Origin of the sequence: Rhodococcus sp. CX (assembly GCF_015865005.1) — a bacterium.
Classification (GTDB): Bacteria; Actinomycetota; Actinomycetes; order Mycobacteriales; family Mycobacteriaceae; genus Rhodococcus.
This window is the reverse complement of sequence record NZ_JADZGH010000102.1, coordinates 18,466-37,088: the sequence shown is the minus strand read 5'-3', so window position 1 is coordinate 37,088 and position 18,623 is coordinate 18,466. Positions and strand designations below refer to the sequence as shown.

Genomic DNA, 18,623 nt, shown 5'->3' with positions numbered 1-18,623 from the left:
AGGTAGGTGTGGATGCCCTCGGTGCCCAGACCGGGATAGTCGGCCGCGACACCGCCTACCTCGATCACTGGCTCGCGCAGGGATACGCGGTGGTCGCGGCCGACTATCCCGGTCTGGGCACCGAGGGCATCCACACCTACCTGGACGGTCCGAGCGCCGCGAACAGCATCGTCGACATCGTCCGCGCGGCCCGCGCGGTCGAACCCTCGCTGTCGGACCGCTGGGTGGTGATCGGCCAGTCCCAGGGCGGGCACGCGGCCCTGCACACCGCGCACGCGGCCACCGCCCGCGCCCCCGAACTGGACTTCCGGGGCATGGTCGCGACGGGCGCGCCGTCGAACCTCGAGCTGCTGTACCCGCTCGGTTTCCCCGGTTTTCCCGACCTCGGTCTCGAGGGGCTGACCGCCTACACCGGCTACCTGTTCGCGGGGCTCCGGGCGGCACGCCCCGACCTGGACGTGAACAGCTATCTCTCACCTCGCGGTGTCGAGCTGCTCGAGGCCGCCGAGACGCTCTGCTACGAGGAGTTCGACGAGCGGTACGGAGACGTGAAGGTGGGGGAGTTGCTCTCCCGGCCGCTCTGGGACGAACGGTTCCGGTCGGTGTTCGCCGACTACGTGGGGGTTCCGACCCGCGGCTACGACCGTCCCCTGTTCATCGGCCAGGGGGTGCGCGACACGATGGTGCCGCCGCCGCTGTCGGTGAAGCTGGCCGCCGACCTCACCGCGGGCGGCGCAGACCTGCGGTTCCGGCCGTATCCGGGGGATCACGACGACACGATGTTCGCGTCGCTGCCGGACACGACGCCGTTCGTGGCGGGGTTGTTCGCCGGATAGCTACTCCGGCCGTGCGTGCACTCGCGGGCCGGGGAGAAAGTCCAGGATGTGGGTTCCCACGCCCGGCCCGATACGCTGGTACGCATGGCGGAGTTTATCTACACGATGAAGAAGGTGCGCAAGGCGCACGGTGACAAGGTCATCCTCGACGATGTCACCATGAGCTTCTACCCGGGAGCCAAGATCGGTGTCGTCGGACCGAACGGCGCGGGCAAGTCGTCGATCCTGAAGATCATGGCCGGGCTGGATCAGCCCAGCAACGGCGAGGCATTCCTCGACCCGGAAGCGACCGTCGGCATCCTGCTGCAGGAACCTCCGCTCAACGAGGAGAAGACGGTCCGGGGCAACGTCGAGGAGGGCCTCGGCGAGATCAAGGTCAAGCTCGACCGGTTCAACGAGATCGCCGAGCTCATGGCCACCGACTACTCGGACGAGCTGATGGAGGAGATGGGCAAGCTCCAGGAGGAGCTCGACCACGCCAACGCGTGGGACATCGACTCGCAGCTCGAGCAGGCGATGGACGCGCTGCGCTGCCCGCCGCCGGACGAGCCGGTCACCCACCTCTCCGGTGGTGAGCGTCGCCGTGTCGCGCTGTGCAAGCTGCTGCTGAGCAAGCCGGACCTGCTGCTCCTCGACGAGCCCACCAACCACCTCGACGCCGAGTCCGTGCTGTGGCTCGAGCAGTTCCTCGCGTCCTACCCGGGCGCGGTGCTGGCCGTCACCCACGACCGGTACTTCCTCGACCACGTCGCGCAGTGGATCTGTGAGGTCGACCGCGGCAAGCTGCATCCCTACGAGGGCAACTACTCCACCTACCTCGAGAAGAAGGCCGAGCGCCTCGAGGTGCAGGGCAAGAAGGACCAGAAGCTCCAGAAGCGCCTCAAGGAGGAGCTGGAGTGGGTCCGCTCCGGCGCCAAGGCCCGGCAGACCAAGAACAAGGCGCGTCTGGCCCGCTACGAGGAGATGGCCGCCGAAGCCGAGAAGCACCGCAAGCTCGACTTCGAGGAGATCCAGATCCCGACGCCGCCGCGCCTGGGCAACGTCGTCGTCGAGGTCTCGCACCTGGACAAGGGCTTCGACGGCCGGGTCCTCATCAAGGACCTGTCGTTCACCCTGCCGCGCAACGGCATCGTCGGTGTGATCGGCCCCAACGGCGTCGGCAAGACCACCCTGTTCAAGACCATCGTCGGTCTCGAGCAGCCCGATTCGGGCACCGTCAAGGTCGGCGAGACCGTCAAGCTCAGCTACGTCGACCAGACCCGCGCGAACATCGACCCTAAGAAGACCGTGTGGGAGGTCGTCTCGGACGGGCTCGACTTCATCGAGGTCGGCCAGAACGAGATGCCGTCGCGCGCGTACGTGTCGGCGTTCGGGTTCAAGGGCCCGGATCAGCAGAAGCCGGCGGAGGTGCTCTCCGGTGGTGAGCGCAACCGCCTGAACCTCGCGCTGACCCTCAAGGAGGGCGGCAACCTGATCCTGCTCGACGAGCCGACCAACGACCTCGACGTCGAAACCCTCAGCTCGCTGGAGAACGCGCTGCAGCAGTTTCCGGGTTGCGCCGTCGTGATCTCCCACGACCGCTGGTTCCTGGACCGCACCTGCACCCACATCCTCGCGTGGGAGGGCAACGTCGAGGAGGGCCGCTGGTTCTGGTTCGAGGGCAACTTCGAGGCATACGAGGCCAACAAGATCGAGCGTCTCGGCGCCGAGGCCGCCCGCCCGCACCGGGTCACCCACCGGAAGCTGACGCGTGACTGACCCGCGCGTGGCCGACCAGGGCGGCAAGGAGTTCGCCTGCGAGCTCGAGGTGCGCTGGGCCGATTCCGATCGGCTCGGGCACGTGAACAACACCAAGTTCGTCGAGTACATGCAGGAGGCGCGGATCAAGTTCTTCCGATCCGCACCGTTCGAGCCCCTGCCGGTCGTCGTGCGCAAGACCGACGTGGAATTCCTGCGGCCGCTCAAGGACGAGTCGGGCCCGATCACCGTCACGGTGACGGTGCGGCGGCTCGGCACCACGTCCTACACGCTCCGGCACGTCGTCACCGACGTGCACGGCAACGTGTGCGGACTCGGTGACGCGGTGCTGGTCGGGTTCGACCCGGCCACCGACTCCGCCCGGACGCTCACCGACGACGAGCGCCGGATGCTCGGCGAATACCTGGCCGTACCCGTCGGCTGACGCTCGTTTCCCTCCTCGGACGCCACGCCGCGGATAGGCTCGACTTCGGGCCTGTCCGCGGCGTTCGCGTTTGCGCAGCAGATCCGAGTGAGGAGGGTCATCATGGCCGAGTCGCCTGCATCGCAGCATGTTTCGCCGGATATCGAGGTACTGGAACGGGCATATCGACAGGGCGGCGGCGAGCTCATCGATCTGCGCCGTGCGATTCAGGCGCATCTGGAACTGGGACGGCACCGCCCGTCGGGTACCGCCGTGACGCACGTGTACCGGGCCGGGCGCCGCGACGGGATCGGCCCGGCGGTGCAGATCGTCACCGACGACATGCCGCTGTTGGTGGAATCGGTGACGTCCCTGCTGGAGCGCCTCGGTGTCACCGTCGGCGAGGTCGTGCACCCGATCTTCGGGGCCCGGCGCGGACCGACGGGGGAGCTGGTCGCGCTGACCCCCGTCCCGGCGGGAGCCGACGACGCCACCGCCGAATCGTGGATCCACGTGCAGCTGCACCCCACCACGACCGATTCGGCGCTCGACGCCGTGGACGCCGAGCTTCCGGTGGTGCTCGCCGATGTCCGCCAGGTGGTGACGGACACCGACGCCATGCAGGATCGCAGCCGCGAACTCGAGGCGTACCTGGAGGCGCTCGCCACCGACCCGCCGGGCACACGCACCGCCGAGGAGCTGACCGAGACGGCAGCGCTGCTGCGCTGGCTGGGAGAGGGCAACTACGCTCTCCTCGGCTACCGCCAGTACAACCTCGGGGATCCGGACGAGCACGGTGCGCGCCCGATCCACCCGGTACCGGGCAGCGGCCTCGGTCTGCTCCGCGACCAGGTGACACACGATCCGATCGATCTGCCGGCCGTTGCGGAACCGGCGGACCGTCCGCTGCTGGTGCTCACCGAGGGCTCGCTGCCGGCGACCGTGCACCGGTCGGTGTACCCGTACTTCGTGGACGTGGCGAACCTCGACGACGACGGCCGCATCGTCGGCGAGCACCGGTTCCTCGGGGTGCTCACGGTCACCGCACTGCACGAGAACGTCCTCGACATCCCGATGCTGTCGCGCCGGGTACGCGGTGCCATCGCCCGGGCGGGCGTGCCGATGTCCTCGTTCACCGGGCAGGCGATGCTCGAGATCATCCAGTCGATGCCGCGGATCGAGCTGTTCTCGATGAACACCGACACCCTGTACCGGACCGTGTCCTCGGTCGTGGGGATGCGTCGTCAGGTCCGGCTGTTCGTGCGCGTCGATCCGTTCGGCCGGTACGTCTCGTGCCTGGTGTATCTGCCGCGCGACCGCTACACGACCCGCGTCCGCGTCGCGATGCAGCAGATACTGTTGCGCGAATTCGGCGGGGGGACACTCGATTACACGGCCCGCGTCACCGAGGGTGATCTTGCGCAGTTGCACGTGACGATCCGTTCGGCGGTCGGTGCACCCGACGTCCGGGTCGACACGACCGAGGCCGAACGGCTGCGCATCCAGGGTCTGCTCGCCGAGGCCAGCCGCAGCTGGGACGACCGGCTCGCCGAGATCGCCGCGGACGACCCGACCATCGATCCTGCACTCGTGAAGCGCTATTCGGACGTCTTTCCCGACGCGTACAAGGAGGACTTCGACCCGGCGCACGCCCTCGCCGACGTGGCCCGCCTCGAGGCGTTGCGGGCGGACTCGATCGACATGCTGCTGTACCGCCCCGACGACGCCGTGCCGCGCCGGTGGCGTTTCGCGCTGTACATCGGCAGCGAGGGCATCACGCTGAGTCGGGTGCTGCCGGCGCTGCAGAGCCTCGGTGTCGACGTCGTCGACGAGCGGCCGTACCAGATCATCCGCGCGGACCGGATGAGTTGCTGGATATACGATTTCGGGCTCGACATGCCGGTCGACGTGGATCCGGAATCCGCGATGCCGCAACGCTTCACCGACGCCTTCGAGGCTGTGTGGCACGGGGCCGTCGTCGTCGACCGGTTCAACGAACTGGTCCTGCGCGCGGGGCTGACCTGGCGCCGGGCCGCGATGCTGCGCGCCTACGCGAAATACCTGAAGCAGGCGGGCTTCCCGTACAGCGAGTACCGCATCGCCGGGGTGCTGCTCGCCGCCCCCGCCACCACCGGTCTGTTCGTCGAACTGTTCGAGACGATGTTCGATCCGGAACTGCTCCCGGCGGTCTCGGCGGCCCGTGAACGCGACCTCGTCGCGGCACTCGAGCGGGCGATCGACGCCGTCACGGGTCTCGACGCCGACCGCATCCTGCGCGGGCTGTTCGCGCTGATCCGGGCCACCCTGCGCACCAACTACTTCGTTCCGGTCGACGACCGGGACGCGATGGGACGCATCCTGACGTTCAAGCTCGATCCCAGCGAGATCGACGAACTACCGCGCCCCCGGCCGAAATTCGAGATGTTCATCTATTCGCCCGAAGTCGAGGGTGTGCACCTGCGGTTCGGTCCGGTCGCGCGTGGCGGACTGCGCTGGTCCGACCGCCGCGAGGACTACCGAACCGAGATCCTCGGCCTCGCCAAGGCTCAGGCCGTCAAGAACGCGGTGATCGTGCCGGTCGGCGCCAAGGGCGGCTTCGTGGTCAAGAGGCCCGTCGCCCCCACCGGGGACCCCGCGGTCGACCGTGTCGCCGTCCGCGTGCAGGGCGAGCGCTGCTACCGCCGGTTCGTCGGCGGCATGCTCGAGATCACCGACAACCTCGACCGCGGCACCAACCAGGCGATTCCGCCCGCCCGGGTCGTGCGCCGCGACGGCGACGACCCCTACCTCGTCGTCGCCGCGGACAAGGGCACCGCGTCGTTCTCCGACCTCGCCAACGAGGTTGCGCGCGAGCATCGCTTCTGGCTCGACGACGCGTTCGCCTCGGGGGGTTCGGCCGGATACGACCACAAGGCGATGGGCATCACCGCGCGCGGGGCGTGGGAGAGCGTCAAACGCCACTTCGCCGAATTCGGCCTCGACACGCAGACACAGGACTTCACCGTCGTCGGCATCGGCGACATGAGCGGTGACGTGTTCGGCAACGGGATGCTGCTCAGCGAACACATCCGGCTCGTCGCCGCGTTCGACCACCGGCACATCTTCCTCGACCCGGACCCCGACGCGGCCCGCTCCTACGCCGAACGACGCCGGCTGTTCGAACTGCCCCGGTCCTCCTGGGCGGACTACGACCCGAAGCTGATCGGTACCGGCGGTGGGGTGTGGGAACGCACCCGCAAGTCGATTCCGCTCGCGCCGGAGGCCCGGGCCGCGCTGGGCCTACCCGATGAGGTCACCGAACTGCCTCCGCCCGAACTGATCCGCGCGATCCTGCGCGCCCCCGTCGACCTGCTGTGGAACGGCGGCATCGGCACCTACGTCAAGGCCCACACCGAAACGCACGCGGACGTCGGAGACAAGAGCAACGACGCGGTCCGCGTCGACGGCGACGAGATCCGGGCGCGGGTGGTGGGGGAGGGCGGCAATCTCGGTGTGACCCCCCGCGGCCGCATCGAATACGCCCGCGCCGGCGGCAAGATCAACACCGACGCGATCGACAACTCCGCCGGGGTGGACTGCTCCGACCACGAGGTCAACATCAAGATCCTGCTCGATTCGATGGTCGCCGCCGGGGAACTGCCGGAGTCCGAACGCAATCCGCTGCTCGAATCCATGACCGACGAGGTCGCCCGGCTCGTCCTCGCCGACAACATCGCCCAGAACGGGGTGCTCGGCGTGTCCCGGGCGTCGGCACCGGCGCTCCTCGGGGTGCACCAGCGCCTGATCAACGCCCTCGTCGCCGAACGCGGCCTCGACCGGACCCTCGAGGCGCTGCCGGACAACGAGGAGATCGAACAGCGGCTCGAGGCCGGTGAAGGACTGACCTCACCCGAGTTGTGCACGTTGCTCGCCCACGTCAAACTCGCCCTGGTCGAGGACCTGCTCGAGACCGACCTGCCCGACAGCGAAACGTTCGCCGCCCGGTTGCCCGGCTATTTCCCGGAACAGTTGCGGCAGCGGTTCCGCAACGGCATCCGGGCGCATCCGCTGCGCCGGCAGATCGTTGCGACGATCCTCGCGAACGAGACCGTCGACAACGGCGGCATCACCTACGTGTACCGGTTGAGCGAGGATTCCGGGGCGTCGAGCACGGACGCGATCCGTGCCTACGCGGCCGCCACCGAGATCTTCGGGCTGCCGCAGTTGTGGACGCGCATCCGCAGCGCCGACATCCCCACCGACGTCGCCGACGACCTGCTGCTCGAATCCAACCGGGTGCTGGACCGGGCGTCGCGGTGGCTGCTGTCGAACCGGCCGCAGCCGCTGGCCGTCGGCGCCGAGATCGCCCGCTACCGGTCGCCGTTCGCGCAGCTGGCCCCGCGGGTGGGGGAATGGATGCGCGGCCACGTCCGCGAGGACCTCGGCGACCGGATGGCGCCGCTGCTCTCCCGGGGTGCCCCCCACGCGCTCACCGAGGACGTGTTCCGGCTGCTCGACCAGTTCCCGCTGCTCGACGTCATCGACATCGCCGACATCGTCGAACGCGACGAGGAGATCGTCGCCGAGCTGTACTACGCGATGGACGCGCACCTCGGTGTCGACCGGCTGCTGTCGGCGGTCTCCGAACTCGACCGGGGCGACCGGTGGCATTCGCTCGCGCGGCTCGCGCTGCGCGACGAACTGTACGGATCGTTGCGGGCGTTGACCCGGGACGTGCTCGCCGGCGCCGAACCGGAGGAGACCAGCGTCGAGATGATCGAGGACTGGGAGCTGTCGAACGGGTCGCGGCTCGTGCGTGCGAGGGCGGCGCTCGAGGAGATATTCGCATCTGGAAACCTGGACCTGGCCACGCTGCTGGTGGCGGCACGGCAGATCAGGACCATGGTGCGCGCGGGTGCACCCGATCGGAGGTAGCACGTGAAGGATGCGGCGGAGCAGTTCGGGTTCCGGACCGAGGTGGTGGTGCGCTGGTCCGACATGGACGTGTTCCAGCACGTCAACCACGCGCGGATGGTGACCCTGCTCGAGGAGGCCCGCATCCCGTGGCTGTTCGCCGACGGCCGGCCCACCGTGAACCTGCGCGACGGAGCCGTCATCGCCGACCTGCACGTGCGGTACCGGGGCCAGCTGCGGCACGAGGACAGCCCGCTGGACGTGGTGATGTGGACCGAACAGGTGCGCGCCGTCGACTTCACGATCGGCTACGAGGTGCGGCCCGGTGGCGCGCCCGTCGACACGCCGCCGTCGATCGTCGCGTCGACGCAGATCGCCGCGTTCGACATCGACACCCAGAAGCTGCGCCGGCTCACCGCCCCCGAACGAGAATTCCTGCAGCGGTGGCGCCGTGGCTGAGCCGGGACACGCCGAACGGCAGGTCCACATCCCGGACGCGGACGACCGGGCCGATCTCGCGACCTTCCTGGGGCGGGCACTGCGCCTCGACGAATCGACCGTCGTGCGGTTGCACCGCCGGCGCGACGGCCTGCTCGCGGCGTGGGTGCGCACCGGGTTCGACGCGCTGGCCGTGCGCGCGCTGCCCGGCACCGTCACCCCCGCCGACACCTGTGTGGCCGCGGACGGGCTGCGTGCGGCACTGACCGCACCCGATGCGGGGGAGAGCATCGACCCCGGCTGGGCGGTCGATTCGGCCTGGCGGGGGTCGCTCCCACCGGAGGGCGGTTACGTCCACGTCGACGACGTTCCCGCGCGTGTGCTCGTCGATCTCGCCCAGCGCGGCGTCGCGGCGACCCGGGAGCAGGGGGCGCAGGGACCGCCGGTGTCGTTGCTCGCGCAGGAGGTGCTCGAGGTCACCGGCGGCGGCCTCACGGTCGGGGTGCCCATGCGGCTGGTGTTCGCGCTCAACGGCATGGGTTTCGTGCCCGTCGGTCCGGCGGGCGCCACCGCGGAGATCGACCTCGCGCGCATCGACCCCGCCGAGGTGGTGCGGGTGCGGGCCACCGCGACGTGGCTGCGGCTCGACGCCCGCTACGGTTCGGTGTACCTGCGACGCGGCGGGGGAATTGGTCTGAACGTGTTGTGACGCACAGCTTTTCGTAACCGTGGCGGCCGTTCCGGTGTCACAGCAACCAGGCCGCGCTGTTCGGCGGCAGGTGGGTGTCCACACCCGGTGCGCTGGCGAGCAGCACCGCACCCGGGGGCAGCGGCACCGGATCGTCCGTGGTGTTGAGCGCGCACGTCAGCCCGCCCTGCCGCCGGAACGCCAGGCATCCGGGTGGGCTTCCGTACCAATCGATCCCGCCGGACAACTCCGGGCGGCGACGGCGCAGCTCGAGCGCCGCCCGGTACAGCGACAGCATCGACGTCACGTCCTCGAGCTGGCGTTCGGCGGTCAGCTCCGCCCAGTCCTCCGGCTGCGGTAACCAGCCCTGCGCGGCCGAGGTGAACCCGAACGGCGGCCGGTCGCCCTCCCACGGCAGCGGAACCCGGCAGCCGTCGCGACCGCGGTCCGTGTACCCGGACCGCTTCCACACCGGATCCTGCAGGGCCTCGTCGGGCAGGTCGACATCGGCGAGCCCGAGTTCGGCTCCGTTGTAGACGAACACCGCCCCCGGCAGCGCCAGTTCGACGAGCAGCATCGCCCGGGCCCGCGCGATCCCGGCCGGACCGCCGCCGAACCTGGTGACCTCCCGGGAGACGTCGTGATTGGACAGCGTCCACGTCGGGGTTCCCTGCACCGGAGCGACCGCGGCGAGCGAACCCTCGATCGCCTCCCGGATCGCGGTCGCGTCCCAGCCGGTCAGCGCCAGGTGGAAGTCGAATCCGAGATGCAGCTCGTCCGGGCGCAGATACTCCGCGAACCGCTGCGGGTCGTGCACCCAGATCTCGCCGATCGCCACCGCGTGCGGGTACTCGTCGAAGACCTTCCGGATCCGCCGGTGGATGTGGTGCACGTTCGGATCGTTGAACCGCGGATCGGTGTCGAAGTGCGAGAGCAGCTTGTTCGACTGCCACCCGTCGTGGTCCGGCAGGCCGTCCGGTTTGGCCATGCCGTGCGCGACGTCGATGCGGAAGCCGTCGACGCCCCGATCCAGCCAGAACCGCAGGGTCCGTTCCAGATCCGCGAAGACCTCTTCGTTGCCCCAGTTGAGGTCGGGTTGTTCGGGGGCGAACAGGTGCAGATACCACTGGCCGGGGGTGCCGTCGGGTTCGGTGATCCGCGTCCAGGCGGGACCGCCGAAGATGCTCGGCCAGTTGTTCGGGGGCTCGTCGCCGCCGGGACCCCGGCCGTCGCGGAAGTGGTAGCGGGCGCGTTCGCGGCTGCCCGGCGGTGCGGCGAGGGCGGCGCGGAACCACGGGTGCTCGTTGCTGGTGTGGTTCGGCACCAGATCCATCACGACGCGGATCCGCCGGGCATGCGCCTCCCGGACCAGTTCGTCGAAGTCGTCGAGATCGCCGAACAGCGGATCGATGTCCCGGGGATCGGACACGTCGTAACCGTGATCGGCCATGGGGGACCGCATCACCGGGTTCAGCCAGATCGCGTCGACACCGAGCAGTTCGACGTAACCGAGGCGCTCACGGATGCCGGCGAGATCGCCGATACCGTCACCGTTCGCGTCGGCGAACGACCGCGGATAGATCTGGTAGAAGACGGCATCGCGCCACCAGGGCACCGGAACAGGAGGTGCCGGGGACGACGTGCTCTGCGGCCTTGACACGCAAACATGGTGTCAAATCTCGGCCGCGGGTGTCGTGGGAGGCGAGTCACGAGGTCGCGGCCGGGGGACCCCGCGTGATAGGACAATCGGCATGAAACGGACATCCGTGGTGGCTGCCCGCCTCGACGACGTCGAGCTCGCCGACGACCCGATCGACCCCGCCTGGATCATCGCGGGCGACCCCCGCGCGCGCTGCGGCCAGTGGTCGACCAGCACGGATCGGACCACGACGACGCACGTCTGGGACTGCACCGCGGGCCGGTTCAACTGGTACTTCGCCGTCGACGAGATCGTGCACATCGTCGACGGCGCCGTCACCGTGTCCGCCGACGACTTCCCGCCCCGCACGTTGCGTGCCGGGGACGCCGCCCTGTTCCGCGCCGGAACCTGGGCGGTCTGGCAGGTCCCCGAATACGTGCGCAAGCACGCGATCCTGCGCCGGAGCCTCCCCGCGCCGATCGCGTTCGCGCTGCGCGTCGTGACCAGAATCCGGTCGGTGCTCGGCCGCGGCTGAGCCGCCGAACCGCGCCGGAATGGGTCAGATCGGCGAGTTCATCAGCGAGTCGGCGGCCATGTCGATGTAGTCGAGCAACTGGCGGCGATGCGCGGCGTCGAGCGTGGTGTCGTCGATCGAGGCGATCGCGGTGTGCATGCACCGCAGCCACGCGTCCCGCTCGATCGGGCCGATCTTGAACGGGTGGTGGCGCATCCGCAGCCGCGGGTGCCCCCGCTCGTCGGAGTAGGTGCGGGGACCGCCCCAGTACTGTTCGAGGAACATGCGCATGCGGCGCTCCGCCGGGCCCAGATCCTCCTCCGGATACAGCGGCCGGACGACCTCGTCCTTGGCGACCTCTTCGTAGAAGCGCGCGGTGATCTTCCGAAACGTCTCGGCCCCACCGATCGCGTCGTAGAAGGTCTGCTCGTCACTCATCGTTGCTCACCATTCCCTCTCGCCCGCCCATTGTGCCTGCTTCTGCAGTAAGGGCGCCGGGGCGGTACGGGACGTTCACCACCCCGACCGCAATATGTCGGCGAATTCGGGGTGCGATGTCGCGGCATCCGTGGTGCACTATTGCCAGTCTTCCGGAGGTCGCATGAAGCACCGCAGCAGCGCACATCGACAACTCCCGCCCGCGGAGACCCTCGACGGGGTCCCGGGGGCCAACACTCTGCGGGTCGTGCGCGACCCCGGTGCCCTACCGGACTGGTTCGCGTTGAGGGTGCTGCTGCTCAACGCCACCTTCGAACCGCTGACCGCGCTGCCGGCGCGCCGCGCGGTGGTGCTCATGACCTGCGGCAAGGCCGACACGGTGCACGAGGACCCGCAGGCACCGGTCGTGCACTCGGCGGAACGGTCCGTGCAGCTTCCCTCGGTGATCCGGCTGCGCACCTTCGTCCGCGTGCCCTACCACGCGCGGGTGCCGATGACCCGGGCCGCGCTCATGCACCGGGACGGCAACCGGTGCGCCTACTGCGGCGCCAAGGCCGAAACCATCGATCACGTCGTTCCGCGCAGCCGCGGTGGCGAGCATTCCTGGGAGAACTGCGTCGCCTGCTGCGCGTCGTGCAACCACAAGAAAGCAGACCGGTTGCTCAGCGAACTGGGCTGGACGTTGCGGGCCTCACTGGTGCCGCCGAAGGGCCGGCACTGGCGTCTGCTGGCCACCCTGCCGGAGCTGCATCCGACCTGGTTGCCGTATCTGGGAGAGGGCGCCGCCTGAGCGCAACGGAGACATCCCGGGCCAAGTGCGCCGGGATGGTACCGGCTGGGCTACCGTTTGCGGTGTGAGCATTCTCGAGACAACCCTGATATTCGTGGGCATCCCATTGCTGGTGATCCTGATCGTCGCGGGGCTGGGCTACATCGGGCCGAAGTACGCGACCCCGAATCCGCCCGAGTACAAGCTCGGCGACAAGTGGGATCACGAGCCGGTGCTGTGGAGCGCTGTCGACGAGGTGACCGGACACGGACACCACGGTGGGCACGGACACGCCGGTTCGGCGACGGAACTGATCGGAGGTACCGCAAGTGGCAAGTGGTGACGTGATCCACGCCCCGGCAATCGCGCCGGAGAACCTGCCGTACGCCGCCGCACTGACGGCGAGCGGACGCATCTCGCGGGCCATCCCGGCCGGCCTCGACCACACGTTCGACGAGAACCCGCCGTTCGCCGAGCGGGACCTGATCGCGCTCGACGATGCGCTCTCCGAGGCCACCCGCGCCACCAAGGTGCGGTTCAACGTCTACATCGGCGATGCGACGGACCCGGCGGCGGCGACCGACGCGGTCTTCCCGCAGACCCCCGAGGCGGCGCGTTCGGTGCTCATCGCGGTCTACCCGAACCAGCGGTCGATCCAGATCCGCAGCGGCGTCGACGTCGCGGACCGCGTCACGGACCGTGTCGCGCAGCTCGGCGTGACCGCCGCGGTCGCTTCCTTCGGCCAGGGCCACCTTCTCGACGGCCTGGTCAGCGCCGTCCGCGTCATCGCCAACGCGATCGTCGCGCCCTGATTCCCGGCACTTCCGGCTCCGGCACCTCGGTTTCCGGCGCTTACCGCTGAGGGGTGTCTCCCTGCTGCTCGGCAGCAGGGAGACACCCCTCGGTTCGGTGTGCAGCTCAGTTCGGTTCGCAGCCGGTTTCAGGAGGCGTCGAAGGCGCGGGCCTTCAGCGACCGCACGATGCCGGCGCGGCCCTCGACGACGAGCCGGCGCAGCGCGGGCGGCAGGTCACCGGCGAGGAACTCGTCGGCCGCCGCGACCGACGCCTCCGAGATCGACCACGCCGGGTACAGGCCGACCACGACGGTCTGCGCGACCTCGCTCGATCGCCGCTCCCACACGCCCGGAACGTCCGCGAAGTACCGCGCCACGTACGGCTCGAGCAGTTCGCTCTGGCCGGCCGGGGCGAACCCGCCGATGATCGCGCGGGCGGTGATGTTCGGGACCGTGTCGTCGAAGATCACCGTCTGCCACACCTGTTCCTTGACCGCCGCCTGCGGACGGGCCGCCCGCGCGGCCGCCGCCTGACGGGCACCGGCGGCCGTCGGATCGCGCTCGGCCTCCGCGTCGATCACCGGGGACTCGACACCGTCGGCGTCGATCTCTCCGGCCGCGGCGAGCGCCTGCACGATCCGCCACCGCAGATCCGTGTCGACGACCAGCCCCGGCAACCCCACCGTCGACGGATCGGCGGCGAGCAGCTCGGCGAGCACCTCGGTGTGCCACGCCGACAACTGCGCCGTGGTCAGGGCGTTGACGAAGGCGAGCTGATGATCGGATCCCGGCTCGGCCGCGCGGGCCAGTTCCAGCAGCCGGTTCGCGTAGTCCGCCCAGCCCTGGCTGTCCGCCCACGCCGGATCCGCGTAGCTGCCCAGCGCGGTGTGTGCCTGCATGAGCAGCCGTTGCACGACACCCACCTCGCTCTCGGCGGCCACACCGCGCTGCACGAGCGCCACGAACTCGCGGGCCTTGAGCTCGGCCTGCCGCGTCATCTCCCACGCCGCCGACCACACGAGCGTGCGGGGCAGCGGCTCGGCGATGTCGCCGACCCGCTCGATCACCGTGCGCAGCGACTGCTCGTCGAGCCGCACCGAGCAGTACGTCAGGTCGTCGTCGTTGACGAGCACGAACTGCCCGCGCGGCACCCCGACGAGCTCCGGCACGTCGGTGCGGGCGGCGGCATCGACATCGATCTCGACGCGGTGGGTGCGCAGCAGCTTCCCGGAACCGTCGTCGTCGTACACGCCGATCGCCAGGCGGTGCACCCGGAACTCGCCTTCACCCGGCTGCGCTCCCTCCTGCACGACCGTGAACCGGGTGAACTTCCCGTCGGCGTCGACCTCGAAATCGGGGCGCATGATGTTCAGGCCCGTCGTCTTGAGCCACTGCGCGCCCCACCCGGACAGGTCGCGGCCCGACGCCTTCTCGAGGGCCGCGAGCAGATCGTCGAAGGTCGCGTTGTCGTAGGCGTGGTCGCGGAAGTAGTCGCGCAGACCCGCCAGGAACGGTTCCTCGCCGACGTACGCGACGAGCTGCTTGAGCACCGACGCGCCCTTCGCGTAGGTGATGCCGTCGAAGTTGACCTCGACGGCCGCCAGATCGGGGATGTCCGCGGCGATCGGATGCGTCGACGGCAGCTGATCCTGCCGGTACGCCCACGACTTCTCGACGTTCGCGAACGTCGTCCACGCGTTGGTGTACTCGGTCGCGCGGGACTGGCACAGCACCGAGGCGAACGTCGCGAACGACTCGTTGAGCCACAGATCGTCCCACCAGCGCATGGTCACGAGGTCGCCGAACCACATGTGCGCCATTTCGTGGAGCACCGTCTCGGCGCGACGCTCGTACGACGCGCGGGTCACCTTCGACCGGAAGACGTAGTCCTCGAGGAACGTGACGGCCCCGGCGTTCTCCATCGCGCCCGCGTTGAACTCCGGCACGAACAACTGGTCGTACTTGCCGAACGCGTAGGGCACCCCGAAGTTGCGGTGATAGAAGTCGAAGCCCTGCTTCGTCTCGGTGAACAACCGGTCGGCGTCCATGAACTCTGCGAGCGACGCGCGGCAGTAGATGCCCAGCGGAATCGTGCCGTGCTCGTCGGTGTACGCATCCGTCCACACCGAGTACGGGCCGGCGATCAGCGCGACCAGATAGGTGCTCATCCGCGGTGTCGTGCGGAAGATGTGCTTGCCGGGCGTGGCGGCGACGGTCTGCACCGTCTCGGCGTTGGAGATCACCGCCCAGTCCTCCGGCGCGGTCACCGAGAGGTCGAACGTGGCCTTCAGGTCCGGCTGGTCGAAGCACGCGAACATGCGCTTGGCGTCGGCCGTCTCGAACTGCGAGTACAGGTACACCGCACCGTCGGTGGGATCGACGAACCGGTGCAGACCCTCACCTGTATTCGTGTACAGGCAGTTCGCGTCGACGACCAGTTCGTTGCGTTCGGACAGCCCGGACAGCGCCAGACCGGTGTCCTCGGTGTAACCGGACACGTCGATGGGGGAGCCGTTGAGCGTCGCCGAGTTCACCTTCTGCGCGATCAGGTCGATGAACGTCGACGCACCCTCGGTGGCGCCGAACGTGACCGTCGTGATCGAACGGAACGTGGTGGTGCCGGGTGCGTCCGCGCCGTCGGTGAGATCGAGTTCGATGCGGTAGTTGTCGACCGACAGGATCGCGGCCCGTTCAGCAGCCTGCTCACGGGTCAGATTCGGTGGTGCCACGAAGATCTCCTTCTACACGACGGGTTGCGACGAACCAATCCCACCACGTGCGGACGCCGTGGACCCGTCGGACCCGCTGCGGGCGGTGAAGCTCACCCCGCGAGATCGGCCAGCGCCACACCCGGATCGGCGAGCCTCGCCCGATCCACGGCGGTGCCGGAGCCCAGCAGCGCGCGGATCTCGTCGCCGGCATCCCAGATGTTGACGTTCATCCCCGCCCGCACCCGGTCGTCGGAGTCGAGCCAGAACGCCAGGAACTGCAGGCCCGCGACGTCGCCGCGGGTCACGACCGTCGCATCGCGCGGCGCGTGCCCCACGTACTCCATGCCCAGGTCGTACTGGTCGGTGAAGAAGTAGGGGAGCCGCTCGTAGGACGCCGGCCGGCCCAGCATCGTCGCCGCCGCGACCGCCGGCTGGTTCAACGCGTTCGCCCAGTGCTCGACGCGGACCCGGCCGCCGAGCACCGGATGCTCGGCCTCGGCGATGTCGCCGACCGCGACGATGTCCGGGTCGCTGGTGGTCAGCGTGCTGTCGACGAGGACCCCGCCGTCGACGGCGAGCCCCGCCTCCCGGGCGAGCTCGATGTTCGGCACCGCGCCGACGGCGAGCAGCACCGCGTCGGCGGGGACGACACTGCCGTCGCCGAGGCGCACCCCGGTGGCCCGACCCGATTCGACGACGATCTCCTCGACCGACGTCTGCAACCGCAGGTCGACGCCGTGCGCGCGGTGCAGGTCCGCGAACACGGCACCGATCTCGGGGCCCAGCGCGGCCTGCAACGGCTGTGCGGCCGTCTCGAGAACCGTCACCTCCGCGCCGTGCCCGCGGGCGTTCGCGGCGACCTCGAGCCCGATCCAGCCGGCGCCGACGATCACCAGGCGGGCCCCGTCCGCGCGCACCACCGAGAGCAGCGCGTCCGCGTCGTCGACGGTGCGCAACACGTACACCCCCGACGCGTCGGCGCCCGGCAGTGGGATCGTCCGGGGCCGCGAGCCGGTTGCGAGCGCCAGCTTGTCGTAGTGCAGCGCCGAGTCGTCCGGCAGCGTCACCGTGTGTGCGGCCGGATCCAGCGCCGTGACGGTGGTGCCCAGGCGCAGCTCGATCCGGTGGTCGCGATACCAGTCGCCGCGTTGGACGGTGAAGTCCAGCAACCGCTTGTTGCCGGCGAAATACTCCTTCGACAGCGGCGGTCGCTCGTAGGGCAGATGCTCCTCGGTGCCGAGCAGCACGATGTGCCCGAGGAAATCGCGGGCGCGCAGTTCCTCGGCGGTCTTGGCACCGGCCAGTCCGCCGCCGACGATCACGAACGTTTCTTCGCTGGGCATCGCAGTCTCCCGTGTCACGAGTCGTGCGGTTCGATTCGACCGTACGGTGTGCCGCGCGGGCGCTGGTGCGGTTCGGGAAGAATCCGGCTTGCTGCGACGTTGTGCTGTCGACAGCATCGGTTGTCGTCGACGTGTCGACGACGGGACATCTGAGGAGAATTCCGTGAGCGAAGCCACCGCCAAGGACCCCGTGAGCGAAGCGATCACCAAGGACACTGCCGACTTCTGGTTCGACCCGCTCTGCCCCTGGTGCTGGATCACCTCGCGATGGATCCTCGAGGTCACCAAGGTGCGCGACATCGAGGCGCGTTTCCACGTCATGAGCCTCGCGGTCCTCAACGAGGGACGCGACCTGCCCGCCGAGTACGCCGAGAAGATGAAGAAGGCGTGGGGTCCGGTGCGTGTGGCGATCGCCGCCGCCCAGAAGTACGGTGACGAGATCCTGGCCCCGCTGTACACGGCGCTGGGCACGCAGATCCACAACGAGGGCAACGACGACTTCCCCGCCGTGATCGGCAAGGCGCTCGCCGATCTGGGCCTGGACCCGGAACTGGCGAAGGCCGCCGACACCGATGCCTACGACGAGGTGCTGCGCGCGAGCCACGCCGCCGGCATGGACGCGGTGGGCCCCGATGTGGGAACCCCCACGATCCACGTCAACGGGGTCGCGTTCTTCGGCCCGGTGCTCTCGAAGATCCCGCGCGGCGAGGAAGCCGGCAAGGTGTGGGACGGCGTGGTCGCGCTCGCGAGCTACCCACACTTCTTCGAACTCAAGCGCACCCGGACCGAGGGTCCGAGCTTCGAGTAGATCCGGCAGGCCGGCAAGCAGCTCCGAGGATTCAGGCAATCCGTCGGACTGCTGCCGGCCTCCCGCATACGCGGTGCTCCCTGCTGTTCGTCGGCACCGCATCGGGCTCGTTAGACTCTTGACTCATGCGCGTTTACCTGGGTGCCGACCACGCCGGCTTCGAACGTAAGAACCAGATCATCGAACACCTGACCGCCAACGGTCACGAAGCCGTCGACTGCGGCGCACACGAATACGACGCCCAGGACGACTACCCCGCGTTCTGCATCGAGGCGGCCCGCCGCACCGTCGCCGACGAGGGCAGCCTCGGCATCGTCCTCGGAGGCAGCGGCAACGGCGAGCAGATCGCCGCGAACAAGGTGCCCGGCGCCCGCTGTGCCCTCGCGTGGAGCGTCGAGACCGCCAAGCTCGCCCGCGAGCACAACAACGCGCAGCTCATCGGCATCGGTGGTCGCATGCACACGCTCGAGGAGACGCTCGCGATCGTCGACGCGTTCCTGGCGACCCCCTGGTCGAACGAGGAGCGGCACCAGCGTCGCATCGACATCCTCGCCGAGTACGAGAAGACCGGCGTCGCTCCCGCCGTCCCCG

At 69.3% G+C, this 18,623-nt stretch carries 16 protein-coding genes; 12 read left to right on the top strand and 4 right to left on the bottom strand.

The features are described 5' to 3' along the window. From I0Q12_RS11270 to I0Q12_RS11245, 6 genes are all read left to right on the top strand, one after another. The coding region (locus I0Q12_RS11270; RefSeq protein ID WP_197252000.1) for a lipase family protein at positions 1-836 on the top strand (836 nt) is incomplete at its 5' end. 84 nt (positions 837-920) lie between these two features. Continuing rightward, positions 921-2,594 carry an energy-dependent translational throttle protein EttA gene (gene ettA, locus I0Q12_RS11265; protein ID WP_197251999.1) on the top strand — a complete coding sequence of 558 codons (1,674 nt, stop codon included), beginning with the start codon at positions 921-923 and terminating at the stop codon, positions 2,592-2,594. Beyond that, positions 2,587-3,018, top strand: a complete 432-nt coding sequence (locus I0Q12_RS11260) for an acyl-CoA thioesterase (protein WP_307846178.1) — start codon at positions 2,587-2,589, stop codon at positions 3,016-3,018. Before ettA ends, I0Q12_RS11260 begins: the two co-directional genes overlap by 8 nt. A gap of 102 nt (positions 3,019-3,120) precedes the next feature. Further along, positions 3,121-7,911: an NAD-glutamate dehydrogenase gene (locus tag I0Q12_RS11255; protein WP_197251998.1), complete on the top strand. Its 4,791-nt coding sequence runs from the start codon at positions 3,121-3,123 to the stop codon at positions 7,909-7,911. Positions 7,912-7,914: 3 nt separating this feature from the next. Next, positions 7,915-8,349, top strand: a complete 435-nt coding sequence (locus I0Q12_RS11250; RefSeq protein ID WP_197251997.1) for a thioesterase family protein — start codon at positions 7,915-7,917, stop codon at positions 8,347-8,349. After that, on the top strand, positions 8,342-9,037 hold the full coding sequence (locus I0Q12_RS11245; protein ID WP_197251996.1) for a hypothetical protein: 696 nt from the start codon (positions 8,342-8,344) through the stop codon (positions 9,035-9,037). Before I0Q12_RS11250 ends, I0Q12_RS11245 begins: the two co-directional genes overlap by 8 nt. 37 nt (positions 9,038-9,074) lie before the next feature. On the opposite strand, the gene I0Q12_RS11240 is transcribed toward I0Q12_RS11245, so the two are convergent. Then, a complete protein-coding gene (locus I0Q12_RS11240) occupies positions 9,075-10,676 on the bottom strand; it encodes an alpha-amylase family glycosyl hydrolase (RefSeq protein ID WP_307846176.1) in 1,602 nt (533 codons plus the stop codon). 91 nt (positions 10,677-10,767) lie between these two features. Here I0Q12_RS11240 and I0Q12_RS11235 point away from each other — a divergent pair, with 91 nt between their 5' ends. Next, positions 10,768-11,190 carry a cupin domain-containing protein gene (locus I0Q12_RS11235; protein ID WP_197251995.1) on the top strand — a complete coding sequence of 141 codons (423 nt, stop codon included), beginning with the start codon at positions 10,768-10,770 and terminating at the stop codon, positions 11,188-11,190. Between the two features lie 24 nt (positions 11,191-11,214). On the opposite strand, the gene I0Q12_RS11230 is transcribed toward I0Q12_RS11235, so the two are convergent. Further along, complete coding sequence (locus I0Q12_RS11230) at positions 11,215-11,607, bottom strand: globin (RefSeq protein ID WP_197251994.1); 393 nt, start codon at positions 11,605-11,607, stop codon at positions 11,215-11,217. A 163-nt stretch (positions 11,608-11,770) separates the two neighbouring features. Here I0Q12_RS11230 and I0Q12_RS11225 point away from each other — a divergent pair, with 163 nt between their 5' ends. The 3 genes from I0Q12_RS11225 (at position 11,771) to I0Q12_RS11215 (ending at position 13,188) form a co-directional block, all read left to right on the top strand. Continuing rightward, complete coding sequence (locus tag I0Q12_RS11225) at positions 11,771-12,397, top strand: HNH endonuclease (protein ID WP_197251993.1); 627 nt, start codon at positions 11,771-11,773, stop codon at positions 12,395-12,397. Positions 12,398-12,461: 64 nt separating this feature from the next. Then, positions 12,462-12,719, top strand: a complete 258-nt coding sequence (locus tag I0Q12_RS11220) for a hypothetical protein (RefSeq protein WP_197251992.1) — start codon at positions 12,462-12,464, stop codon at positions 12,717-12,719. Continuing rightward, a complete protein-coding gene (locus I0Q12_RS11215; protein ID WP_197251991.1) occupies positions 12,706-13,188 on the top strand; it encodes a DUF5130 family protein in 483 nt (160 codons plus the stop codon). Before I0Q12_RS11220 ends, I0Q12_RS11215 begins: the two co-directional genes overlap by 14 nt. A 128-nt stretch (positions 13,189-13,316) precedes the next feature. Here I0Q12_RS11215 and pepN read toward each other — a convergent pair whose 3' ends face one another. After that, complete coding sequence (gene pepN, locus I0Q12_RS11210) at positions 13,317-15,899, bottom strand: aminopeptidase N (RefSeq protein ID WP_197251990.1); 2,583 nt, start codon at positions 15,897-15,899, stop codon at positions 13,317-13,319. 92 nt (positions 15,900-15,991) lie between these two features. Beyond that, positions 15,992-17,224: an NAD(P)/FAD-dependent oxidoreductase gene (locus tag I0Q12_RS11205; RefSeq protein ID WP_197251989.1), complete on the bottom strand. Its 1,233-nt coding sequence runs from the start codon at positions 17,222-17,224 to the stop codon at positions 15,992-15,994. A gap of 190 nt (positions 17,225-17,414) precedes the next feature. On the opposite strand from I0Q12_RS11205, the gene I0Q12_RS11200 reads away from it, so the two are divergent. Continuing rightward, positions 17,415-18,032 carry a DsbA family protein gene (locus I0Q12_RS11200; RefSeq protein WP_197252001.1) on the top strand — a complete coding sequence of 206 codons (618 nt, stop codon included), beginning with the start codon at positions 17,415-17,417 and terminating at the stop codon, positions 18,030-18,032. Between the two features lie 125 nt (positions 18,033-18,157). Beyond that, positions 18,158-18,623, top strand: a 466-nt coding sequence (locus I0Q12_RS11195) for a ribose-5-phosphate isomerase (protein ID WP_197251988.1), incomplete at its 3' end; no start/stop codon positions are given.

What these genes read in the sequence shown, in the direction of transcription:
- I0Q12_RS11225 (WP_197251993.1), top strand. Translation starts at nt 11,771, where the DNA reads ATGAAGCACCGCAGCAGCGCACATCGACAACTCCCGCCCGCGGAGACC.
- ettA (WP_197251999.1), top strand. Translation starts at nt 921, where the DNA reads ATGGCGGAGTTTATCTACACGATGAAGAAGGTGCGCAAGGCGCACGGT.
- I0Q12_RS11255 (WP_197251998.1), top strand. Translation starts at nt 3,121, where the DNA reads ATGGCCGAGTCGCCTGCATCGCAGCATGTTTCGCCGGATATCGAGGTA.
- I0Q12_RS11235 (WP_197251995.1), top strand. Translation starts at nt 10,768, where the DNA reads ATGAAACGGACATCCGTGGTGGCTGCCCGCCTCGACGACGTCGAGCTC.
- I0Q12_RS11230 (WP_197251994.1), bottom strand. Translation starts at nt 11,607, where the DNA reads ATGAGTGACGAGCAGACCTTCTACGACGCGATCGGTGGGGCCGAGACG.
- I0Q12_RS11205 (WP_197251989.1), bottom strand. Translation starts at nt 17,224, where the DNA reads ATGCCCAGCGAAGAAACGTTCGTGATCGTCGGCGGCGGACTGGCCGGT.